The organism is Pseudomonas sp. IT-P74, assembly GCF_949768175.1.
GTDB lineage: Bacteria > Pseudomonadota > Gammaproteobacteria > Pseudomonadales > Pseudomonadaceae > Aquipseudomonas.
The window spans coordinates 101,052-121,329 of sequence record NZ_CATKQD010000055.1; the positions used below are offsets into that span (position 1 = coordinate 101,052).

Annotated in this window: 6 protein-coding genes; 3 read left to right on the forward strand and 3 right to left on the reverse strand. The window is 59.9% G+C overall.

Annotation, left to right across the window (positions count from 1 at the left end):
* Positions 1-95 precede the first annotated feature (95 nt).
* From ACM6J5_RS20940 to ACM6J5_RS20950, 3 genes are read right to left on the reverse strand one after another with little or no spacing between them, the layout of a single operon-like run.
* Positions 96-1,451, reverse strand: coding sequence for an HlyD family type I secretion periplasmic adaptor subunit (locus tag ACM6J5_RS20940; RefSeq protein ID WP_095944591.1), 1,356 nt, complete (start codon positions 1,449-1,451; stop codon positions 96-98).
* 9 nt (positions 1,452-1,460) lie between these two features.
* Positions 1,461-3,620 carry a type I secretion system permease/ATPase gene (locus ACM6J5_RS20945; protein WP_414929258.1) on the reverse strand — a complete coding sequence of 720 codons (2,160 nt, stop codon included), beginning with the start codon at positions 3,618-3,620 and terminating at the stop codon, positions 1,461-1,463.
* Between the two features lie 16 nt (positions 3,621-3,636).
* Positions 3,637-4,995, reverse strand: a complete 1,359-nt coding sequence (locus ACM6J5_RS20950; RefSeq protein ID WP_095944589.1) for a TolC family outer membrane protein — start codon at positions 4,993-4,995, stop codon at positions 3,637-3,639.
* 588 nt (positions 4,996-5,583) lie between these two features.
* Here ACM6J5_RS20950 and ACM6J5_RS20955 point away from each other — a divergent pair.
* From ACM6J5_RS20955 to ACM6J5_RS20965, 3 genes are all read left to right on the forward strand, one after another.
* Complete coding sequence (locus ACM6J5_RS20955) at positions 5,584-15,723, forward strand: retention module-containing protein (RefSeq protein ID WP_414929259.1); 10,140 nt, start codon at positions 5,584-5,586, stop codon at positions 15,721-15,723.
* Positions 15,724-16,044: 321 nt separating this feature from the next.
* The gene (locus tag ACM6J5_RS20960; RefSeq protein ID WP_256589098.1) at positions 16,045-17,955 is read left to right on the forward strand and encodes a hypothetical protein; all 1,911 of its coding nucleotides are present in this window, start codon (positions 16,045-16,047) and stop codon (positions 17,953-17,955) included.
* A gap of 228 nt (positions 17,956-18,183) precedes the next feature.
* Complete coding sequence (locus ACM6J5_RS20965; protein ID WP_414929260.1) at positions 18,184-20,133, forward strand: hypothetical protein; 1,950 nt, start codon at positions 18,184-18,186, stop codon at positions 20,131-20,133.
* The last annotated feature ends 145 nt before the right edge of the window (positions 20,134-20,278 follow it).

Consider the following 20,278-nt stretch of genomic DNA (forward strand, 5'->3'; position numbering starts at 1 on the left):
TTTCGGTGGCTACAAAAATTGTGTTTACCGAAGAACCAATGTGGGAGCTTGCTCGCGATGGCGGCAGATCAGTCACCACAGATTCTGGATACTGCCTACCTTTCCCGCATCGCCTCGGTCCGCGCTTTCAACACCGGTTTAAGCAAGTAATCCAGCACCGTTTTCTCCCCGGTAATAATATCCACCGTCGCCACCATCCCCGGGATGATCAGCAGCGGTTTCACATCCCCGCCCAAATGGTTTTTGTCGGTACGCACCTGAATCAGATAGAAGCTGTTGCCCTTGTCGTCGGTGATGGTGTCGGCGCCGATCAACTCCAGTTTGGCGCTCAGGCCGCCGTAAATGGTGTAGTCGTAGGCACTGAACTTGACCATGGCTTTCTGGCCCGGATGCAGGAATGCAACGTCCTGTGGCCGCACCTTGGCTTCGATCAGCAGGTTGTCTTCCAGCGGCACGATTTCCACCATGTCACTGCCGGGCTGGACCACGCCGCCGATGGTGTTGACCTTCAACACCTTGATGATGCCGTGCACCGGTGAGACCACGGTGGTACGGGTCACGCGGTCGTCAATGGCGATGCTTGATGCCGTGATTTTCGACAGGTCGGTGCGTTTCTCGTTCAGCTCTTTGGCGGCTTCCGAGCGGAAGGTTTGCTCCGACTCGTCGATCTTGCTTTTGATCTCTTCGATCGCCGACTCGGCCCGGGGAATCGCCAGGGTGGTGGCGTTCAAGGAACCGCGAATCTCCACGGCGCTGCGTTTGAGCCGCAGGATTTCCACCGGTGATACCGCACCCGTGCCCACCAGCGGTGTGGACATGTTCATCTCTTGTTGCAGCAGCGCCAGGCTGGAGCTGAACTGCCCCTGTTTCGAGCGGAACTCCGCCAGCTCCTGGGTTTTTTGCCGAAGTTGCTCGGTCAGGGTGCGCTGTTCGCTGGCCAGTCGCCGTTGCCGTTGTTCGTACAGCGAGCGCTCGTCTTCAGCCACTTGCGGGGCCTTGGCGATCACCTCTTCCGACAGCTTGAACGGCCGGCCTTCGGCTTCGGCCGAAAGCCGTTCGACCTGCGCGGTCAAGGCATAGCGATCGGCTTCGCTTTCGCCCTTGTTCGACAGGTAGCGGGTGTCATCCAGGCGCAGCAAGGTATCGCCCTTGTTCACCATTTGTCCTTCACGGACGAAAATTTCAGTGACGATGCCACCCTCCAGGTTCTGGATCACCTGGACCTTGCTCGAGGGAATCGCCTTGCCTTCGCCCATGGTCACTTCCTGCAACACGGCGAATTTGGCCCAGACCACTGCGCTGACCAGCAGCGCGGCCGCCAGCCACACGGTGATGCGCGACCAGCGCGGTGAGTCCTGCAACGAGGCGCCGGCGGTTTCCGGCATGAACTCGGTTTCGGCGCTTTTGTTGAAACTGTCGAAGTAGCCACGGGATCCTTGATCGGCAGACATGGGCGACTCCTAGACGGCCGCAGAGCCGACACGGCCCTTGCGCAGTGCATCGATGACCGCTTCCTTCGGACCGTCGGCGACGATCCGTCCGTTGTCCAGCACCACCAGCCGATCCACCAGGCTTAGCATCGAGGTTCGGTGGGTCACCAGCAGGATGGTTTTGCCCTGGACCCAGCCGTGAAGTTTTTGCCGAAGGATGTCTTCGCTGCTGTTGTCCATAGCGCTGGTGGGCTCGTCGAGCAGCATGATGGGCGGGTCGAGCAACATCGCCCGGGCCATCAATACGGCCTGGCGCTGGCCGCCGGACAGCAGTTGCCCGCGTTCGCCGACGGGCCGGTCGAAGCCTTGCGGGTGTTGCCGGGCCAGTTCGGTCACGCCGGTCATTTCCGCCACTTCGAGCATGCGTGAGTCGCTGATGTAGCGCGCGCCGAGGGTCAGGTTGTCGCGCAGGCTGCCGGCCAGAAGCGGCAGGTCGTGGGCGACGTAACCGATTTGATGGCGCAGGTCGGCGACGTCCAGTTGCCGCAGGTCCAGGCCATCGAGCAGCAGCTGGCCTTCATCCGGTTCGTAGAAGCCCATCACCAGTCGCGCCAGGGTACTTTTGCCCGAGCCGCTGCGGCCGATGATGCCGACGCGCTCGCCGGGTTTCACATTGAAGCTGACATTGGCCAGGGCAGGAGAATTCTGACCGTTGTAGTGGAAGGTCACGCCGACGACATCCAGCGCGCCTTGCAGTTGGGTGCGCTCCAGCGGCCGCTGTTTGACGTCGCGTTCCTGGGGCAGGCCCATCAGCGCGTCGGTACTTTTCATGGTCAGTTGCGCTTGCTGGTAGCGGGTGATCAGGCCGGCGATCTGCCCCAGTGGCGCCAGTACCCGGCTGCCGAGCATGTAGCTGGCCACCAGGGCACCGACGCTGAGGTTGCCGGCGATGATGCTGTAGACCCCGGCGACGATGGTGGCCATGCCGGACAGTTGCTGGATGAACAGCGTGCCGTTGGTGGCCAGGGCCGAGAGGTTGCGCGCGTGGCTGTCGAGGCGGGTGAGGGCGCCGTGGGTGCTTTCCCATTTGTGCTGGCGTTCGCTTTCAGCGCTGCAGGCCTTGAGGGTTTCCAGGCCGCTGAGGGTTTCGATCAACAGCGCCTGGCGTTCGGCGCCGAGGCTGAGGCTTTTCTGCACGGTATCGCGCAGGCGCACCTGGATCACCATGGCGAAGATGATGGTGACGGGAAACGCCAGTATCGGGATCACCACCAGCCAGCCACCGAGCAGCCCGATCACCAGCAGCATCAGCAGGCAGAAGGGCAGGTCGATCAGGCTGGTGAGGGTTACGGCGGTGAGAAATTCCCGCAGGCCCTGGAAGTCATGAATGCTTTGGGCGAAACCACCGATGGTCGCCGGTCGCGCTTTCATCGCCATGCCGGTGATGCGCTCGAACAGGGTGGCCGACAGGATCACATCGGTTTTCTTGCCGGCGGTATCGAGCAAGTGCGCGCGCACGACCCGCAGCACCAGTTCGAAGGCGGTGCCGATCAGCAAGCCGATCGCCAGCACCCACAAGGTCGAAGTGGCCTGGTTCGGCACCACGCGATCATAGGTTTGCATCACGAACAACGGCACCATCAGTCCCAACAGGTTGATCAGGAAACTCGCCAGGATCGCATCGCTGTAGAGCCATTTCGACAGCTTCAGCGTGTCGCGGAACCAGGCATGGACCCGAGGCACCAGGGGCGAGCGCAAGTCTTCGAGTTCGTGGCGTGGCCGCGCAAACAACGCCTGGCCACTGTAGTGTCCGGCCAGCTCCTCGGGGCTGAGCCATTGTTCGCCGCCGTCGGCTTCGCAGGGCAGGATCAGCACCTTGCCGTCCTCGCCATAACGGCGCAGGACGGCCGTGCGGCCGTTGTTAAGCAACAGCAATACGGGCAAGTTGAGCGCGGAGATATCTTTGAGGTCACGGCGCAGCAAGCGTGCCTGCAAACCGGCCCGGGCCGCTGCACGGGGCAGCAGGTCCAGGCTCAGGCGTTGGTGTGCCATGGGCAGCCCGGCACTGAGGCTGGCGCGACTGACCGTCGCGCCGTGGAGTTTGCAGAGGATCAACAGACCGTCCAGAAGCGGGTCATCGAAGCTCAGGCGCGGATCGACACCGGTGTTGCCGGGTTCCATGCTGGTCATTGAACCCTCCCGGGCACTACTTCATTTCAGGTAGTCGAGCTTCGTTTTTCACTTCGGTCTGGGCGATAGCATCGGCGGGCAGTACGACCCGTTGCTTGCTCAGCAACTGGCCCATGTTCGCCAGGATGCGGTACATCGAGAACTCCTCGGTGTAGCGCACTTCGGTGTAGCGACGGTTGGCGTTGTAGAGCTCGTTTTCACTGTCGAGCAGGTCAAGCAGGGTCCGTTGGCCGAGGCCGAACTGATCCTGGTAGGCGATGCGCACGCGCTTGCTGGTGTCGGCGTATTCACGGGCGGTCGGGGTTTGTTTCTTGGCATTGACCATGGCGTTCCAGGCCAGGTGAATGTTCTCGTTGAGCTGGCGCAGGGCATTGTTGCGGATGTCCATGGCCTGGTTGATCTTGTGCGAGTCGGAGGCCAGGCGCGCCTTGTCGCTGCCGCCGCGGAACAGGTTGTAGTTCATTATCACGCCGACCCGCCATTCGTTGTCGTGGCCTTCGTCACCCTGCAGGTTGTTGTTCGCGCCCACCGCCGCCTCGGCATCGAAGCGTGGGTAGAACGGCGACTTGGCGACTTCGTACTGGCTTTCGGACGATTGCACGTCGGCCTGGGCGGATTTCAGGTAAGGGTTGTTTTCCACCATGCTCTGCTGGGCTTCTGGCAGGGAGGTAGGGACTTCGCCGCGAATCGACGGCGGGGTTTCGAGCTCATCGGGCATGCGCCCCACAACGGCATAGAAGTTCGACTCGGCATCGGCCAGATCGACTTCGGCGGTGTCGAGGTTGTTTTCCGCCAGTGCCCGGCGAGCGCTGGACTGGTCGGCATCGGCGTTGCTGCCCACGCCGCGCTGGGTGCGCAGGCCGATCTGGTCGTTGACCCGCAAGTGCGCTTGCAGGTTGTTCTTGGCCAATGTCACCAGTTCGCGGCGCTTGAGGACTTCGAGGTAAACCTCGGTGGTGCGCAGGGCCAGGTCCTGAGCCGTGCCCTGAGCGTAATAGGCGCGCGAGTTGACCACGCCTTTGGTGCGTGCGACTTCATTGGAAGTGTTGAACCCGTCGAAGAGCATTTGCCGCAGGCGCAGCTCCGACTGGGTGTAGTTGAGGATTTCGGTATGGTGATTGCCGAACGCCCGGGTATTGGTGTTGTCGCTGTACCCGCGCCCGTAGGCGGCGTTCAGATCAACCGATGGATAAAAGCCCCCTTTGGCGACCTTCACGTCCTCGTCAGCCGACAGACGGCTGTCCACCCGTGATGCCAGCTCCGGGTGCGTCGCGATGGTGCTCTGGATTGCCTCGGTCAGCGTCATGGCCTGGGCCTGGTACGAGCAGGCCATGGCCAAAAGAACCGCGCTGCAGAGGGGGGTTAATAGGCGCATGGTGCATCTCCCTGATTCCTGATGGTGCTTATCAGTCGCCAATTTATTGACGACAATTGTAGGTAAAGTTGTTTCACATCTTTAACAAAAGAGCTAAGAACATTCTGGAGCGTAGCTAAGAAATTTTTTTCATAACGACTATGCAAAAAAAAACTTATGCGCTCTACAAAATCCAGCACATTGTTCAAGTCGAAACCCCTTGTTTTATGAGCTCTCTGGCGCTCATCTGGGTTTGAGGAAAGTTCCAATCCACTTATCGAAATAGAGCGGAGAGGTGCTGGAGGGGAGGGATGCGAGCGATCTGATGGCGACGGTTTTTTGTCACTTTAGTGCTTCGAGATCGTTACGCATCGCTCACAGGCAAGGTTGTTGCGAACAGGGATCCGATGCCATTGATTGCAGAGGGATTTTCCGAAATCGTAAACAGCGCCGTGAGCGACTGGCTGGGCGAGATCGTGTTCCGGGTCCACGGCTTACTCAAGTAAGCCGGCACCCGGAACACGATCCGCCAGGCAACCCGCTCGAGCCATGAGCACGTTCTTCGCACAATCAAGGTGCCGACAGCGGTTGGCGGCGGAGGAAGTGCACATGGCAACGCTCATCGGAATCGTCAGTAAGGTCATCGGTCAGGTGTTCGCGGTTGCGAGCGACGGCACCCGGCGTGCGTTGGTCGAGGGGGACCGGCTGTTCGCCGGCGACCAACTGAGCACCGGCGCTGAAGGCGCGGTGGCGGTGCATCTGCAAAATGGCCAGGAACTGACCCTCGGGCGCGGCAGCAGCATGCAGATGACGCCGCAGTTGCTCGCCAATCAGATTCCCCATGTGAACTCGTCTGAAGCGCTGACGCCGAGCGAAGCGCAACTGACCGATGTTGAACAACTGCAAAAAGCCATTGCGGCGGGCGACGACCCGACCCAAACCGCTGAAGCCACCGCTGCCGGGCCTACCACGACGGCCGGTGTACCGGGTGGCATCGCGGGCAGTGGCCATAGTTTCGTCATGCTCGAAGAAGTGGGCGGACGAGTCGATCCGGTGATCGGCTTCCCTACTGACGGGTTCAATGGCATTCCCGAACTACCCGAAGAGCGCCTGAACGCCAATCCGGACAATGACGTTGTTGCGGCCGAAGCCCCTGTGGTGCCGCCGGTGCCGAACAATCCGGTGACCTTCGACGGCCTGTCGCAGCAGAACGGCGAGCGGACCGTCAACGAGGCCAACCTGGCCGACGGTTCGGCGAGGAGCGAAGGCTCGCTGACGCGAAGCGGCACCTTCACCATCAATGCGCCCGACGGGCTGAGCAGCCTCAGCATCGGTGCGATCAACTTGATCAGCGGCGGCGTGGCGGCAGGTTTCCCGCAGTCGATCACCTCCCCGTTGGGCGGCACGCTGACCGTCACCGGTTTCAACCCGGCCACGGGCGTGGTCAGTTACAGCTACACCCTCAACCGTGCCGAATCCCATGTGAGAGGCGAGGGTGCCAACAGTCTTGTCGAACACGTCACCGTGGTGGCCAGCGACAGCAATGGCGACAGCACTACCGGTACAGTGACAATCAACATCATCGACGACGTGCCGCAAGCAGTCGATGACAACAATGGCACTGCTTCGGAATCTCTGCTGACCCTCAACGGCAACGTGCTGAGCAACGACGTGCAAGGCGCTGACCGGGTGCCGCTCGGGGAGAACAGCGGGCCGATCACCCCTGGTACCTTTACCGGCACCTACGGCACCCTGGTGCTGAATGCCAATGGCACCTACACCTACACGCTGAACACCAGCGATGCTGATTTCAAAGCCCTGCACGGCGGTGGCAATGGCACCGAAACCTTCACCTACACCCTCACCGATGCCGACGGTGACAGCAGCAGCGCCAACCTGGTGCTGCAGATCCACAACAACGATGACTCGATCACGATTGGCGGATTGAATGCCGGGGGCGGCGAGTTGACCGTCTTCGAGAAAAACCTCAGCGACGGCAGCGCACCGGACGCCACCGCGCTGACCCAGAACGGCACCTTCACCGTCGCCGCCCTCGACGGCGTCACCACCCTGACCGTCGGTGGCATCGCCGTGGTCACCGCTGGCGTGGCCGCCGGCTTCCCGCAATCGATCACCACGCCGTTGGGCAGTACCCTGACCATCACCGGGTTCAACGCGGCGACCGGCGTGGTGAGTTACAGCTACACGCTCAATGACAACGAAGCCCATCCAACCGCCAACGGCGCCAACACTTTGCCTGAACAGTTCGCCGTGACCGTGGTCGATGACAACGGCACCACCGCGACCGGTTCACTGGACGTCAGCATCGTCGACGACCTGCCTAACGCCGTGGGCGACAGCAATGGCACTGCTTCGGAATCTCTGCTGACCCTCAACGGCAACGTGCTGAGCAACGACGTGCAGGGCGCCGACCGGATGCCGCTCGGGGAAAACAGCGGCCCAATCACCCCCGGCACCTTCACCGGCACCTACGGCACCCTGGTGCTGAATGCCAATGGCACCTACACCTACACCCTCAACACCAGCGATGCCGATTTCAAGGCATTGCACGGCGGTGGCAATGGCACCGAAACCTTCACCTATACGCTGACAGACGCGGACGGCGACAGCAGCACCGCCAACCTCGTGCTGCAGATCCACAACAACGATGACCCGATCACGATTGGCGGATTGAATGCCGGGGGCGGCGAGTTGACCGTCTTCGAGAAAAACCTCAGCGACGGCAGCGCACCGGACGCCACCGCGCTGACCCAGAGCGGCACCTTCACCATCACTGCGCTGGACGGCGTCACCACCCTGACCGTGGGCGGCATCGCCGTGGTCACCGCTGGCGTGGCCGCCGGCTTCCCGCAATCGATCACCACCCCGTTGGGCAGTACCCTGACCATCACCGGGTTCAACGCGGCGACTGGTGTGGTGAGTTACAGCTACACCCTCAACGATAACGAAGCGCACCCAACCGCCAACGGCGCCAACACCCTGCCTGAGCAGTTCGCCGTGACCGTGGTCGATGACAACGGCACCACCGCAACCGGTTCACTGGACGTCAACATCGTCGACGACCTGCCCAACGCCGTGGGCGACAGCAATGGCACTGCTTCGGAAACCCTGCTGACCCTCAACGGCAACGTACTGAGCAACGACGGGCAGGGCGCTGACCGGATAACAGTCGGGGAGAACAGCGGCCCGATCACCCCCGGCACCTTCACCGGCACCTACGGCACCCTGGTGCTCAATGCCAACGGCACCTACACCTACACCCTCAACACCAGCGATGCCGATTTCAAGGCATTGCACGGCGGTGGCAATGGCACCGAAACCTTCACCTACACCCTCACCGATGCCGACGGTGACAGCAGCACCGCCAGTCTGGTGCTGCAGATCCACAACAACGATGACCCGATTACGATTGGCGGATTGAATGCCGGGGGCGGCGAGTTGACCGTCTTTGAGAAAAACCTCAGCGACGGCAGCGCACCGGACGCCACCGCGCTGACCCAGAGCGGCACCTTCACCGTCGCCGCCCTCGACGGCGTCACCACCCTGACCGTCGGTGGCATCGCCGTGGTCACCGCTGGCGTGGCCGCCGGCTTCCCGCAATCGATCACCACCCCGTTGGGAAGTACCCTGACCATCACCGGGTTCAACGCGGCGACCGGCGTGGTGAGTTACAGCTACACGCTGGTCGATAATGAAACCCATCCAACTGCCAACGGCGCCAACACCCTGCCTGAGCAGTTCGCCGTGACCGTGGTCGACGACAACGGCACCACCGCGACCGGTTCACTGGACGTCAACATCGTCGACGACCTGCCCAACGCTGTGGGCGACAGCAATCCTTCAACGGCTTCGGAAACCCTGCTGACCCTCAACGGCAACGTACTGAGCAACGACGTGCAAGGCGCTGACCGGATAACAGTCGGGGAGAACAGCGGCCCGATCACCCCCGGGACCTTCACCGGCACCTACGGCACCCTGGTGCTGAATGCCAATGGCACCTACACCTACACGCTGAACACCAGCGATGCCGATTTCAAGGCATTGCACGGCGGTGGCGACGGCACCGAAACCTTCACCTACACCCTCACCGATTCCGATGGCGACATCAGCACCGCCAACCTCGTGCTGCAGATCCACAACAACGATGACCCGATCACGATTGGCGGATTGAATGCCGGGGGCGGCGAGTTGACCGTCTTCGAGAAAAACCTCAGCGACGGCAGCGCACCGGACGCCACCGCGCTGACCCAGAGCGGCACCTTCACCATCACTGCGCTGGACGGCGTCACCACCCTGACCGTGGGCGGCATCGCCGTGGTCACCGCTGGCGTGGCCGCCGGCTTCCCGCAATCGATCACCACCCCGTTGGGCAGTACCCTGACCATCACCGGGTTCAACGCGGCGACTGGTGTGGTGAGTTACAGCTACACCCTCAACGATAACGAAGCGCACCCAACCGCCAACGGCGCCAACACCCTGCCTGAGCAGTTCGCCGTGACCGTGGTCGATGACAACGGCACCACCGCAACCGGTTCACTGGACGTCAACATCGTCGACGACCTGCCCAACGCCGTGGGCGACAGCAATGGCACTGCTTCGGAAACCCTGCTGACCCTCAACGGCAACGTGCTGAGCAACGACGTGCAAGGCGCGGACCGGGTGACGCTCGGAGAGAACGCCGGGCCGATCACCCCCGGCACCTTCACCGGCACCTACGGCACCCTGGTGCTGAATGCCAATGGCACCTACACCTACGCGCTGAACACCAGCGATGCTGATTTCAAAGCCCTGCACGGCGGTGGCAATGGCACCGAAACCTTCACCTATACGCTGACAGACGCGGACGGCGACAGCAGCACCGCCAGTCTGGTGCTGCAGATCCACAACAACGACAATCCAGTGGTCCTCAACGGCCTCAACGTGTATGGCGGTGAACTGACGGTTTACGAAAAAAACCTCAGTGACGGCAGCAACCCTGACACACCAGACCTGACCCAGAGCGGCACCTTCACCATCACTGCGCTGGACGGCGTCACCACCCTGACCGTCGGTGGCATCGCCGTGGTCACCGCTGGCGTGGCCGCCGGCTTCCCGCAATCGATCACCACCCCGTTGGGCAGTACCCTGACCATCACCGGGTTCAACGCGGCGACTGGTGTGGTCAGCTACAGCTACACCCTCAACGATAACGAAGCGCACCCGACCGCCAACGGCGCCAACACCCTGCCTGAGCAGTTCGCCGTGACCGTGGTCGATGACAACGGCACCACCGCGACCGGTTCACTGGACGTCAGCATCGTCGACGACCTGCCCAACGCTGTGGGCGACAGCAATGGCACTGCTTCGGAAACTCTGCTGACCCTCAGCGGCAACGTGCTGAGTAACGACGTGCAAGGCGCCGATCGGGTAACGCTCGGAGAGAACGCCGGGCCGATCACCCCCGGGACCTTCACCGGCACCTACGGCACCCTGGTGCTGAATGCCAACGGCACCTACACCTACACCCTCAACACCAGCGATGCCGATTTCAAAGCCCTGCACGGCGGTGGCAATGGCACCGAAACCTTCAGCTACACCCTCACCGATGCCGACGGCGACAGCAGCACCGCCAACCTGGTGCTGCAGATCCACAACAACGACGCTTCAGTGGTCCTCAACGGCCTCGACGTGTATGGCGGTGAGCTGACGGTCTACGAAAAAAATCTCAGCGATGGCACCCACCCGGATACACCGGCCCTGACTCAGAGCGGCACCTTCACCGTAACCGCCCTCGATGGCCTGCAAACCCTGACCGTGGGCGGCATCACGGTCGTCAGCGGCGGTGTTGCAGCCGGCTTCCCGCAAACCGCCGTCACGCCACTGGGCAGCACCCTGACCATCACCGGTTACAACCCGGCGACCGGCGTGATCAGCTACAGCTACACCCTCAACGATAACGAAGTCCATTCAACAGGCAACGGCGCCAATAGCCTGACCGAGAACATCAACGTCGTGGCCACCGACACCGATGGCGACAGCGATACCGGGCAGATCAACGTCAAGATCGTCGATGACCTGCCGAGCGCCAATCCCGACGCGGATTCGGTGCAGGAGGGCGGCACCGTCAACCTCAGTGTGCTGGGCAACGACGTCAGCGGGGCTGATGGTCCGGCTGTCGCTGGAGCGGTGGTTGGTGTGCGTGCGGGTAGCGACACATCAACCTCGGCCATCGGCGGGCTCGGCGACCACATCGCCGGTACTTACGGTTACCTGACCCTCGATGCCAACGGCAGCGCCGTGTATCACAGCACGCCTAACGCAGTGAGCGGCCCCGGCGCGGTGGATGTGTTCACCTACACCGTGCGCGACTCCGATGGTGACGAAAGCACCACCACCCTCACCATCGACGTCTACAACAGTTACCTGAAGGCCGTCAGCGACAACGACGTGACGGTTCTGGAAAAAGCCCTCGACCTGAGCCAGGACGGCCAGGACCTGGTGGCCGGCACCGTCACCGGCAGCGATCCGACCAGTACGGGCGAAACCGCGTCCGGCACGCTGGTGGGTTCGGTCACCAACGCCGTCGGCGCGATCACCTATGCCCTGGTCGGCAGCGATGTCGGGGCATACGGGCAGATTCAGCTCAACGCCAACGGCACCTATACCTACACCCTGACGACACCACCGAGTACCATGCCGCATGCCAATGACGGCCCGAACGTGATGTACGAAACCTTCACCTATCAGGCCACTGATTCGCTGGGCAACATCGTCACCAGCACCATCGTGGTGAACATTGTCGATGACGTGCCCAAAGCGATGAACGACAGCAACCTCGGCACGGCTTCGGAGACAGTGCCAAGCCTCAGCGGCGATGTGTTCGGCAACGACGTGATCGGCGCCGATAAAGTCGCCATCGGCCCAGATGCCGGCCCGGTCACCCCAGGCACCTTCACCGGTACCTATGGCACCCTGGTGCTCAATGCCAACGGCACCTACACCTACACGCTGGATCCCGATAATGCGGACTTCAAAAACCTGCATGGCGGTGGCAGCGACACCGAAACCTTCACCTACACCCTCACGGACGCCGACGGTGACATCAGCACCGCCAACCTGGTGCTGAACGTCTACAACAACGATGATAAGGTCACTCTCGACGGCCTCGACGTGTATGGCGGTGAACTGACGGTCTACGAGAAAAATCTCAGCGACGGCACCAGCCCCGACACACCGGCCCTGACTCAGAACGGCACCTTCACCGTAACCGCCCTCGACGGCCTGCAAACCCTGACCGTGGGCGGCATCACGGTCGTCAGCGGCGGTGTTACAGCCGGCTTCCCGCAAACCGCCGTCACGCCACTGGGCAGCACCCTGACCATCACCGGTTTCAGCCAGGGCGTGATCAGCTACAGCTACACCCTCAACGATAACGAAGCCCATCCAACGGCCAACGGCACCAACAACCTCATCGAGAACATCAACGTCGTGGCCACCGACACCGATGGCGACAGCGATACCGGGCAGATCAACGTCAAGATTGTCGACGACCTGCCAAACGCCAAACCAGACTCGTCGTCGGTAGTGGAGGGCGGCACCGTCAACATCAGTGTGCTGGGCAACGATGTCAGCGGCGCCGATGGACCGGCGACGGTGGTTGGCGTGCGTGCCGGCGGCAACACCTTGACGTCAGCCATCGGCGGGCTGGGCAATCAGATCAACGGTACCTATGGCTACCTGACCCTCGATGCCAACGGCAACGCGGTGTACCACAGCAACCAGAATTCCGTCGGCGATCCGGGCGCCATTGACACGTTCACCTACACCGTGCGTGATTCCGATGGCGATGAAAGCACTACCACCCTCACCATCGACGTCGCCAACAGCGCGATCAAGGCCAACCCCGACAGCGACGTGACGGTCTACGAAAAAGCCCTCGACCTGAGCCAGGACGGCCAGGACCTGGCCGCCGGTACGGTCACCGGCAGCGACCCGGGCAACACTGGCGAAACCGCATCCGGGACCCTGGTCGGTTCGGTCTCCGGTGCTGGCGGCGCGCTCACCTACACACTGGTCGGCAGCGCCACCGGCAGCTACGGGCAGATCCTGATCAACCCCGACGGCAGCTACACCTACACCCTGACCTCGGCGCCGAAAACCTTGCCGAACGCCAACGACGGGCCGAACAGTCTGAGTGAAAGCTTCACCTACAAAGCCACCGATGCGCTGGGCAACAGCAGCACCAGCACCATCGTGGTCAACATTGTCGATGACGTGCCCAAGGCGGTGGCAACGGATCGCTCGGTGGCGGCGGTGGAGATCGATTCCAACCTGCTGATCGTGCTCGACGTCTCCGGCAGCATGGCCGATCCTTCCGGCGTGTCGAACCTGTCGCGCCTGAGTCTGGCCAAGCAGGCCATCAGTGCCTTGCTGGATAAATACGACGACCTGGGCGATGTGAAAGTGCAGCTCGTCACCTTCAGCAGCAGCGCCACCGACATGACTTCGGTGTGGGTCGATGTCGCGACCGCCAAGACACTGCTGGCCGGCCTCGTCGCGAACGGCGGCACCAACTACGACGCGGCCGTGGTGACCATGCAGACCGCGTTCAACACCTCGGGCAAACTGACCGGTGCGCAAAACGTCGGCTACTTCTTCTCCGACGGCAAGCCCACCACCGGCCAGGAAATCGGCACCGCCGACGAGACCGCGCTGAAAGCCTTCCTCGATGCCAACAGCATCAAGAACTACGCGATCGGCCTGGGCAGTGGCGTGAGCAACGCCAACCTCGATCCGTTGGCCTACGACGGCAACAGCCACACCGACACCAATGCGGTGGTGGTCACCGACCTCAACCAACTCAACTCGGTGCTGTCCGGCACCGTGGTCGGCGCACCGGTCACCGGTTCGTTGCTGGGTGAGGGTGGCGCGTTCGGCGCTGATGGCGGTTTCATCAAATCCATCGTGGTCGACGGCACCACCTACACTTACGATCCCAAAGCCCTCAGCGGCCAGGGTTCGTTGACGCCAAGCGGCGGCACCAACCACGGCACCTTCAACACCGTGAACAACACGCTGAGCATCGCCACCAACAACAGCGGCACATTGGTGATCAACCTCGACACTGGCGACTACAACTACACCTCGCAGAAAACCACGTCGGTGTTGATCACCGAGAACATCGGCTTCACCGTCAGCGACAACGATGGCGACCTCACCAGCTCGACGCTGACCGTGAAAGTGATCCCCAACGCGCCTCCGGTGGCGGTGGACGACCACGTCATCACCAACGTCCTGTCGAGCAATATCGTGGTGCCGGCCGAACTGCTGCTGGTCAACGACACCGACCCCAATGGCGACCAGCTTTCGGCGACCCCGACCTCGTTCAACACCGGCTGGGTCGTGAAAGGCGGGGACTTCACCGGTACCGGCGCGATCGACTTCGCCGGCGAAAACAACAACCCCGCCAACCAGAGTCTGGCCAATGTGCGCAACGCCTTTGTGGCCAACGCGACGACCATGACGGCGCTGCTGGTGATCAGTGGCTATCTGGGCGCCGCGAACAACTCCAATGGCAACAATGAAGACTTCATCACGGTCAAGCTGAATCAAGGTGAGACGCTCAACCTCAATCACAACCTGGATGCCGGGCACATCACGATGGAGTATTCGCTCAACGGTGGGGCGTTCGTCAGCATCGCCGATGGTGACACCATTACCGCAGGCGCGGATGGCACTTACCAGATCCACGTGACCAACATCGCCAACACCAGTGGCGGCAATAAGAATTCGGCGGAAAACTACGAACTGACCATGACCGTCAACTACGCCGGAGCACACGAAGTCACCACGGACTACCACGGCACCTACACCGCCAACGACAACCACGGCGGCAGCGATTCGGCCAACCTGACCATCAGCTATCAGGACGGCCACACCCTCACCGGCACCAGCGGGGATGACGTACTGGTGGCGGGCACGGGCAACAACTTCATCAATGCCGGCGACGGCAACGATGTGCTCACCGCCGGTTCCGGCAACAACGAGCTGCATGGCGACGCCGGCAATGATCTGCTCTTCAGCGGCCAGGGCAGTGACATCCTCGATGGCGGCACGGGCCTCGACACGGCAAGCTACGCCCATGCCACCGCGGGGGTGACGGTCGACCTCAGCCTGCCGGGTGGGCAAAACACTCTCGGTGCCGGCACTGACATCCTGGCCGGCATCGAAAACCTCACCGGCTCGAACTTCAACGACACCCTTACCGGAGACAACACCAACAACGTGATCAACGGCGGCCTGGGCAACGACATCCTCAACGGCGGGGGCGGCGATGACTTGCTGATCGGGGGCCTGGGCAACAACACCCTCACCGGCGGAACGGGGGCCGATACCTTCCAGTGGCTCAAGGGCAACAGTGGCCATGACGTGATCACCGACTTCACACCCGGCACCGACAAGCTCGACCTGTCGCAACTGCTGCAAGGGGAAAACGGCACCACGGCGTCGCTGGATGACTACCTGCATTTCACCGTCACCGGCAGCGGGCCGTCGACGGTGACCAGCATCGACGTCAGCGCCATGGCCGGCGCCGCGCCGAACCAGACCATCGACCTGGCCGGCGTCGACCTCGCCAGCCATTACGGTGTAACGCCGGGGGCGGGTGGGGTGATCGCGGGCGGGTATGACACCGCGACCATCATCAACGGCATGCTCAACGATCATTCGTTGAAGGTGGATACCGTGTAACCCGAAGTCGCAACCACAGAACCCGCGTTCCCGATCAAACGGGAGCGCGGGTTTTTTATGGGCAAAATCGGGTGGTCTGAGGGTAGTTTTACGATGAACGGTCGCAATACCTGTTATTTCTGACAGTAGGCAGCATCAGCGGACAGGCATTTAATTAAGCCCATCAGATGCGCCGATGTGATGACCGTGAAGGCGGTTTTGCACGTGATTCACTGTCCAGGCGCATTGCACTTGATTCGTTGCCACGGAGTATCTGCGATGCCGTCCCCGAAATTTCCGATAGACCCAGAACGTACCGGGCCAAACCCCGGCGAGGATGGTATGGCCCTTCCGTTGCCTATCGTTCCGGTCATTCTCAAAGACGAGGACGGCAATGAAAGTGCGGATGGGCTGGTACCGCGCAGCGTTTTGAATAGTCATCTGCAGGTCACTGTACCGGCATGGAGTTTTTCCACCGATCCGGCTTTTGGCGCAGACATTGTTGCCGTTGGTTGGAGGCCGGTAGGGCAAGACTTTTTTGAAGTCAGCAGAGTTCTATTTCCCATCCCCATTGAGCCAGGGGACAAGATCGTATCGGTACCACGGGATAAGTTGGTGCACGGTATTTATGACCTGTCGTACAAACTCATTATCGGGGGCAACTCGGCTGAATCCGGTAAAAAGAAAATCACGGTCGACCGGGTTGAACCTGACGACGGTCAGGAACCTTTGGCGCTGCAAATGCTGGATGTCGTGGGTAGCATCACTGACGACTATTTGACCGAGCACGGGCAAGTTCGCTTCAAGGTCCCGACTTATGTGGATGTGCAGGCGCGTGATCGGGCGATTTATTACTGGTCGGATAATCCCAATCCACCGGATTCGGAACCCGAAATTCGCGAGCAGGCCTTCAGCCAGCAAGATATCGACAATGATCAACTGATTATCACGATGTATGAGGCAGATATTCGGGATCGTGGGCCCGGGCCACGTTACATCTTTTACCGGCTGCGAGACTGGGCCGGTAACCGTGGGCCCCGCTCGACATTTCTACCGCTGTTCGTCGACTTGCTCCCGGCGCCAGGTAATCTCAAGCCGCCACGCGTGCCGTTGTCGGCCAGAGGATTGATAGACCGTCAGCACGCTCGTGAAGGTGCGGTGGACCAAGGTGTGGTAACGGTAGAAATCGATGCCTATGACAATCCGGCTGTGGGCGATGAGGTGTTGATCGACTGGGATGAAAACCCCTTGGCACCGCTGGCAGTCGACCCCGGACGGTTCCCGCTCGTGGCTCCGGTGCCTTGGTCGGTGCTGCGTGCCAATGGCCTGGGCCCAATGACGGCGCGCATCACTTACAAGGTGCGACGCGGCAGTGGAGACACGCCGTCATCGCTTGAAACGCGGGTGCCGATGGATTTGACCGTGGCCGGGCAGGACCATGCCAATGCGCCAGCGCTGCTGAACGCCACGCTGGCCCTGCTTGAGGTGTATGGCGCCAAATCCCAGACCTTGAACACCTTGCTCTCCGAGGATTTTGGTGAAGATGCCGAGGCATTTCTGACCTTGTTTGACGATCCACAACCCGGGCAGACGATCGAGTTGTACTGGGGGTCGATCAGCACACCGGTTGCGCAATACATCGTCCAGTCCGGTGACGTGGCGGGAAAAAGGGTGCCGATCACAATCCCCTGGTCTGCGATTGACCAGGACCGGGACAACCCGGCGCTGCCGGTCTACTACACCACCAGCAACGGTATCAATCTGCAGCAAGCGCGTATCACCTCGGTCCGTGTCTTGATTGTGGTCATCGAGGGCCTGAAAGAGCCGTCGTTCCCTCATGCGGGTAAATACGGTGTTCTCAATTGCTGTGCATGCCCGAGGCTCTGGAAGGGGGTTTGGGTGAAAGTGGAAGGTAATCCGGCATTCGATGAGAACGATGTCGTGACCCTGCATTGGCAAGGGTGTGAAGGGACGAATGGCACATCCCCCATTCCCGGCGTCGTTGACACATTCGCCACGAAGTTGAACCTGGATCAGGCGCGTAATGGTTTCGAAGTTCATGTGGCTGATTATGAAAATCTGATTGCACCCATGGTCAACAATGGTTCCGCCCTTTGTTATTACGACTTGAAAAAGCTCAATGGCGCAGTGGGCGTCTCCAAGAAAGATTTCGTCATCATCAACAGGACCATGCCCAGTGGCGAAGTGTGTTCGCCGACGAATGAAACTTGTCAGGAGCCCTGCGATAAGTAATCGCTTCTGTCATTGAAAAGCTGATGTTTGTTTAACGTGCTTGTTCCAGTTTTCGTGGTGCGTAACCCTGCACGTTAATAAATGGTTTTGAAAGTTGAAAGTCGTGCCTTTCGAGGTGCTGTCTGTATGCGTTTGATGTTTTTAAGTTGCACGTGGCTGTTGTCAGTCATGTGCTTGGTTGAAATACCTGGGGCAGGTAAAGCCCGTTTATTGAGTAGGAGTTGAGATATGTCAAGTTTAGAGAAAATCACGTCCGCACAACAAAGCCGGTTGAATTATAAAAAAATTCGCCTCTCAAGCCCAAAAGTTGTTGCGGGTCCACCCAACCTGCATACCGATAATCCATTGTTGCCGAACACCCCTGATGATCTGCCTAATCAACTGCATCGCATGTATCAAGGGGTGGAACTCAAGGTTGAAGTGCCAAGGCCAGACGTTGCGGACCTGCCTGGTGGTATTCCGGGGATTATTCAACTGACATGGGATGGAACTCGGGAGGGAACACGTTTTGACTATACGACACCGCTGGACTCTGATATTCTAAAAATTGATCTGAATTTGCCGGAAAATTTGAGCAATCAACCCGGACCCCATGAACTCGGTTACTACCTGGTGCAAGGTGGCAACCCCACTACAGTGACACCACTGATTATTAATGTTGATACAACCCATCCAGAGACCAATGGTGCGGTAATAGTTCCACCGGAGGTGGACCGTGACGGTATTACCAAGAAGTACCTGGACGAAAATGGTAATGTGCAGGTAACCATACCTGAGTATTCAGGCAGAAAAATCGGCGATGTCATCGAACTCCATTTTGGTAAGTCATTGCCACTTTCGAGGCAATTTGATGTGATTACACGGACCGACACCAACGTTCCGGTAGTCTCCGACAAATTGACTGCCGCTGTGGTGGGGGACGAAGAGGGGCCGCATGCGATCTTTTACTACATCACCAACCGCAAAGGTTATACAAGTGCAGTTTCTCTATTCAAACAATTGAATGTCACGTTGACCGATCCGCCAGTAGGTTTGTTGCCGCCGGATATTCCGCTGTACGAGGACGGCCTGATCGATTTGGCTGATGCCCAGACGCCGGTAGGCGTAGGGATGAAGGTTGAATACACCAACTTCGTGCCGAATGATCAATTGCTGGTGACATGGGACGGTATCCCACAAGCACCCAAACCGATTGTCAGCTTTCCCGTTTACGCGGATGTACCGTTCAGAGATGTTTTCAATGGTAATGCTGGTGAAAAAACGGTCACGGTTGAGTATCAAATCAAGCGTGGCTCGCTTCTGTATCCGTCAACTCCACTGTCTGTGGATGTCGATGTAGACTTGAGGAAACCGGGTGGCGTTATTGACCCGGACAATCCAGACCCTGTTAACCCGAAGCTTGCTCTGGTGACGGTTCAAGGGCAGGGCGGTAATGCTCCAAACAAGTTGACAGAAGCTGACAAGGATCAGGACGTCGATGTGTCGGTTGTCATTTACGAAGGGGCGAAAGTTAACGATGAAGTTCAACTTGTCTGGAAGGGCGTTCCCGTACCGGCAGCCAATGGTGGTGTATATACAGTAGAGGCACCGGTTCCGGTGCCTCCAGCCAGAATTACCTGGACCACTGACTGGAGTGTTGTCGCCGACGGGGGGAACGGAAATCCAATTCTTGTAAACTACGAAATCGCACACCCGGATGTAAACGAAAACAAAGACATCTCCCCTAATCAGGACGTTGATGTCGAGATTGTTCCCGGTGTTGTTCCAGAGGCAAAGTTTCAAAACCTTGATCCGGACTTCACTGACTGGTTGAACTGCGGTTCATTGCGTCAGGATCCTGTGAAAGGCACTGTTGTCGAAGTGCTGGTTGCAGGTGGAGAACCTCAACTTAAAGATCAGGATCTGGTTTTTAAATATCAGGGTTATACCGACAATACAGGTACGGTGAAACCTGGCACGGACCTTGATGTTACGTATACCCCCAATGAACAAGAAGCAATCAACGGTTTTATCGTGAAAATCCCTTATGCCCCTATTTTGGCAACCGAGAATGGCTGGGGGGACATTAGATACACCGCTGTTATCGACGGTCGCCCAGTAGACTCCGTTCCACATCTGGTAAGGGTTTACCTGGTCGATCCGGGTGATGGCGGCACTTGCAAGATCACTCGACGTTAAGGTGATTTGAATAGCCGGCGGGAGGCGCGTCATGCGCCTTCCGCTTTCGGGTGTCTTTCGTTGAACAAGTCTCTGATGACGGAGCTTTCGGAATGAACCCTGGAATTACTCGCGGCTAAAAAAGGATTACTCCTACATTCATGTT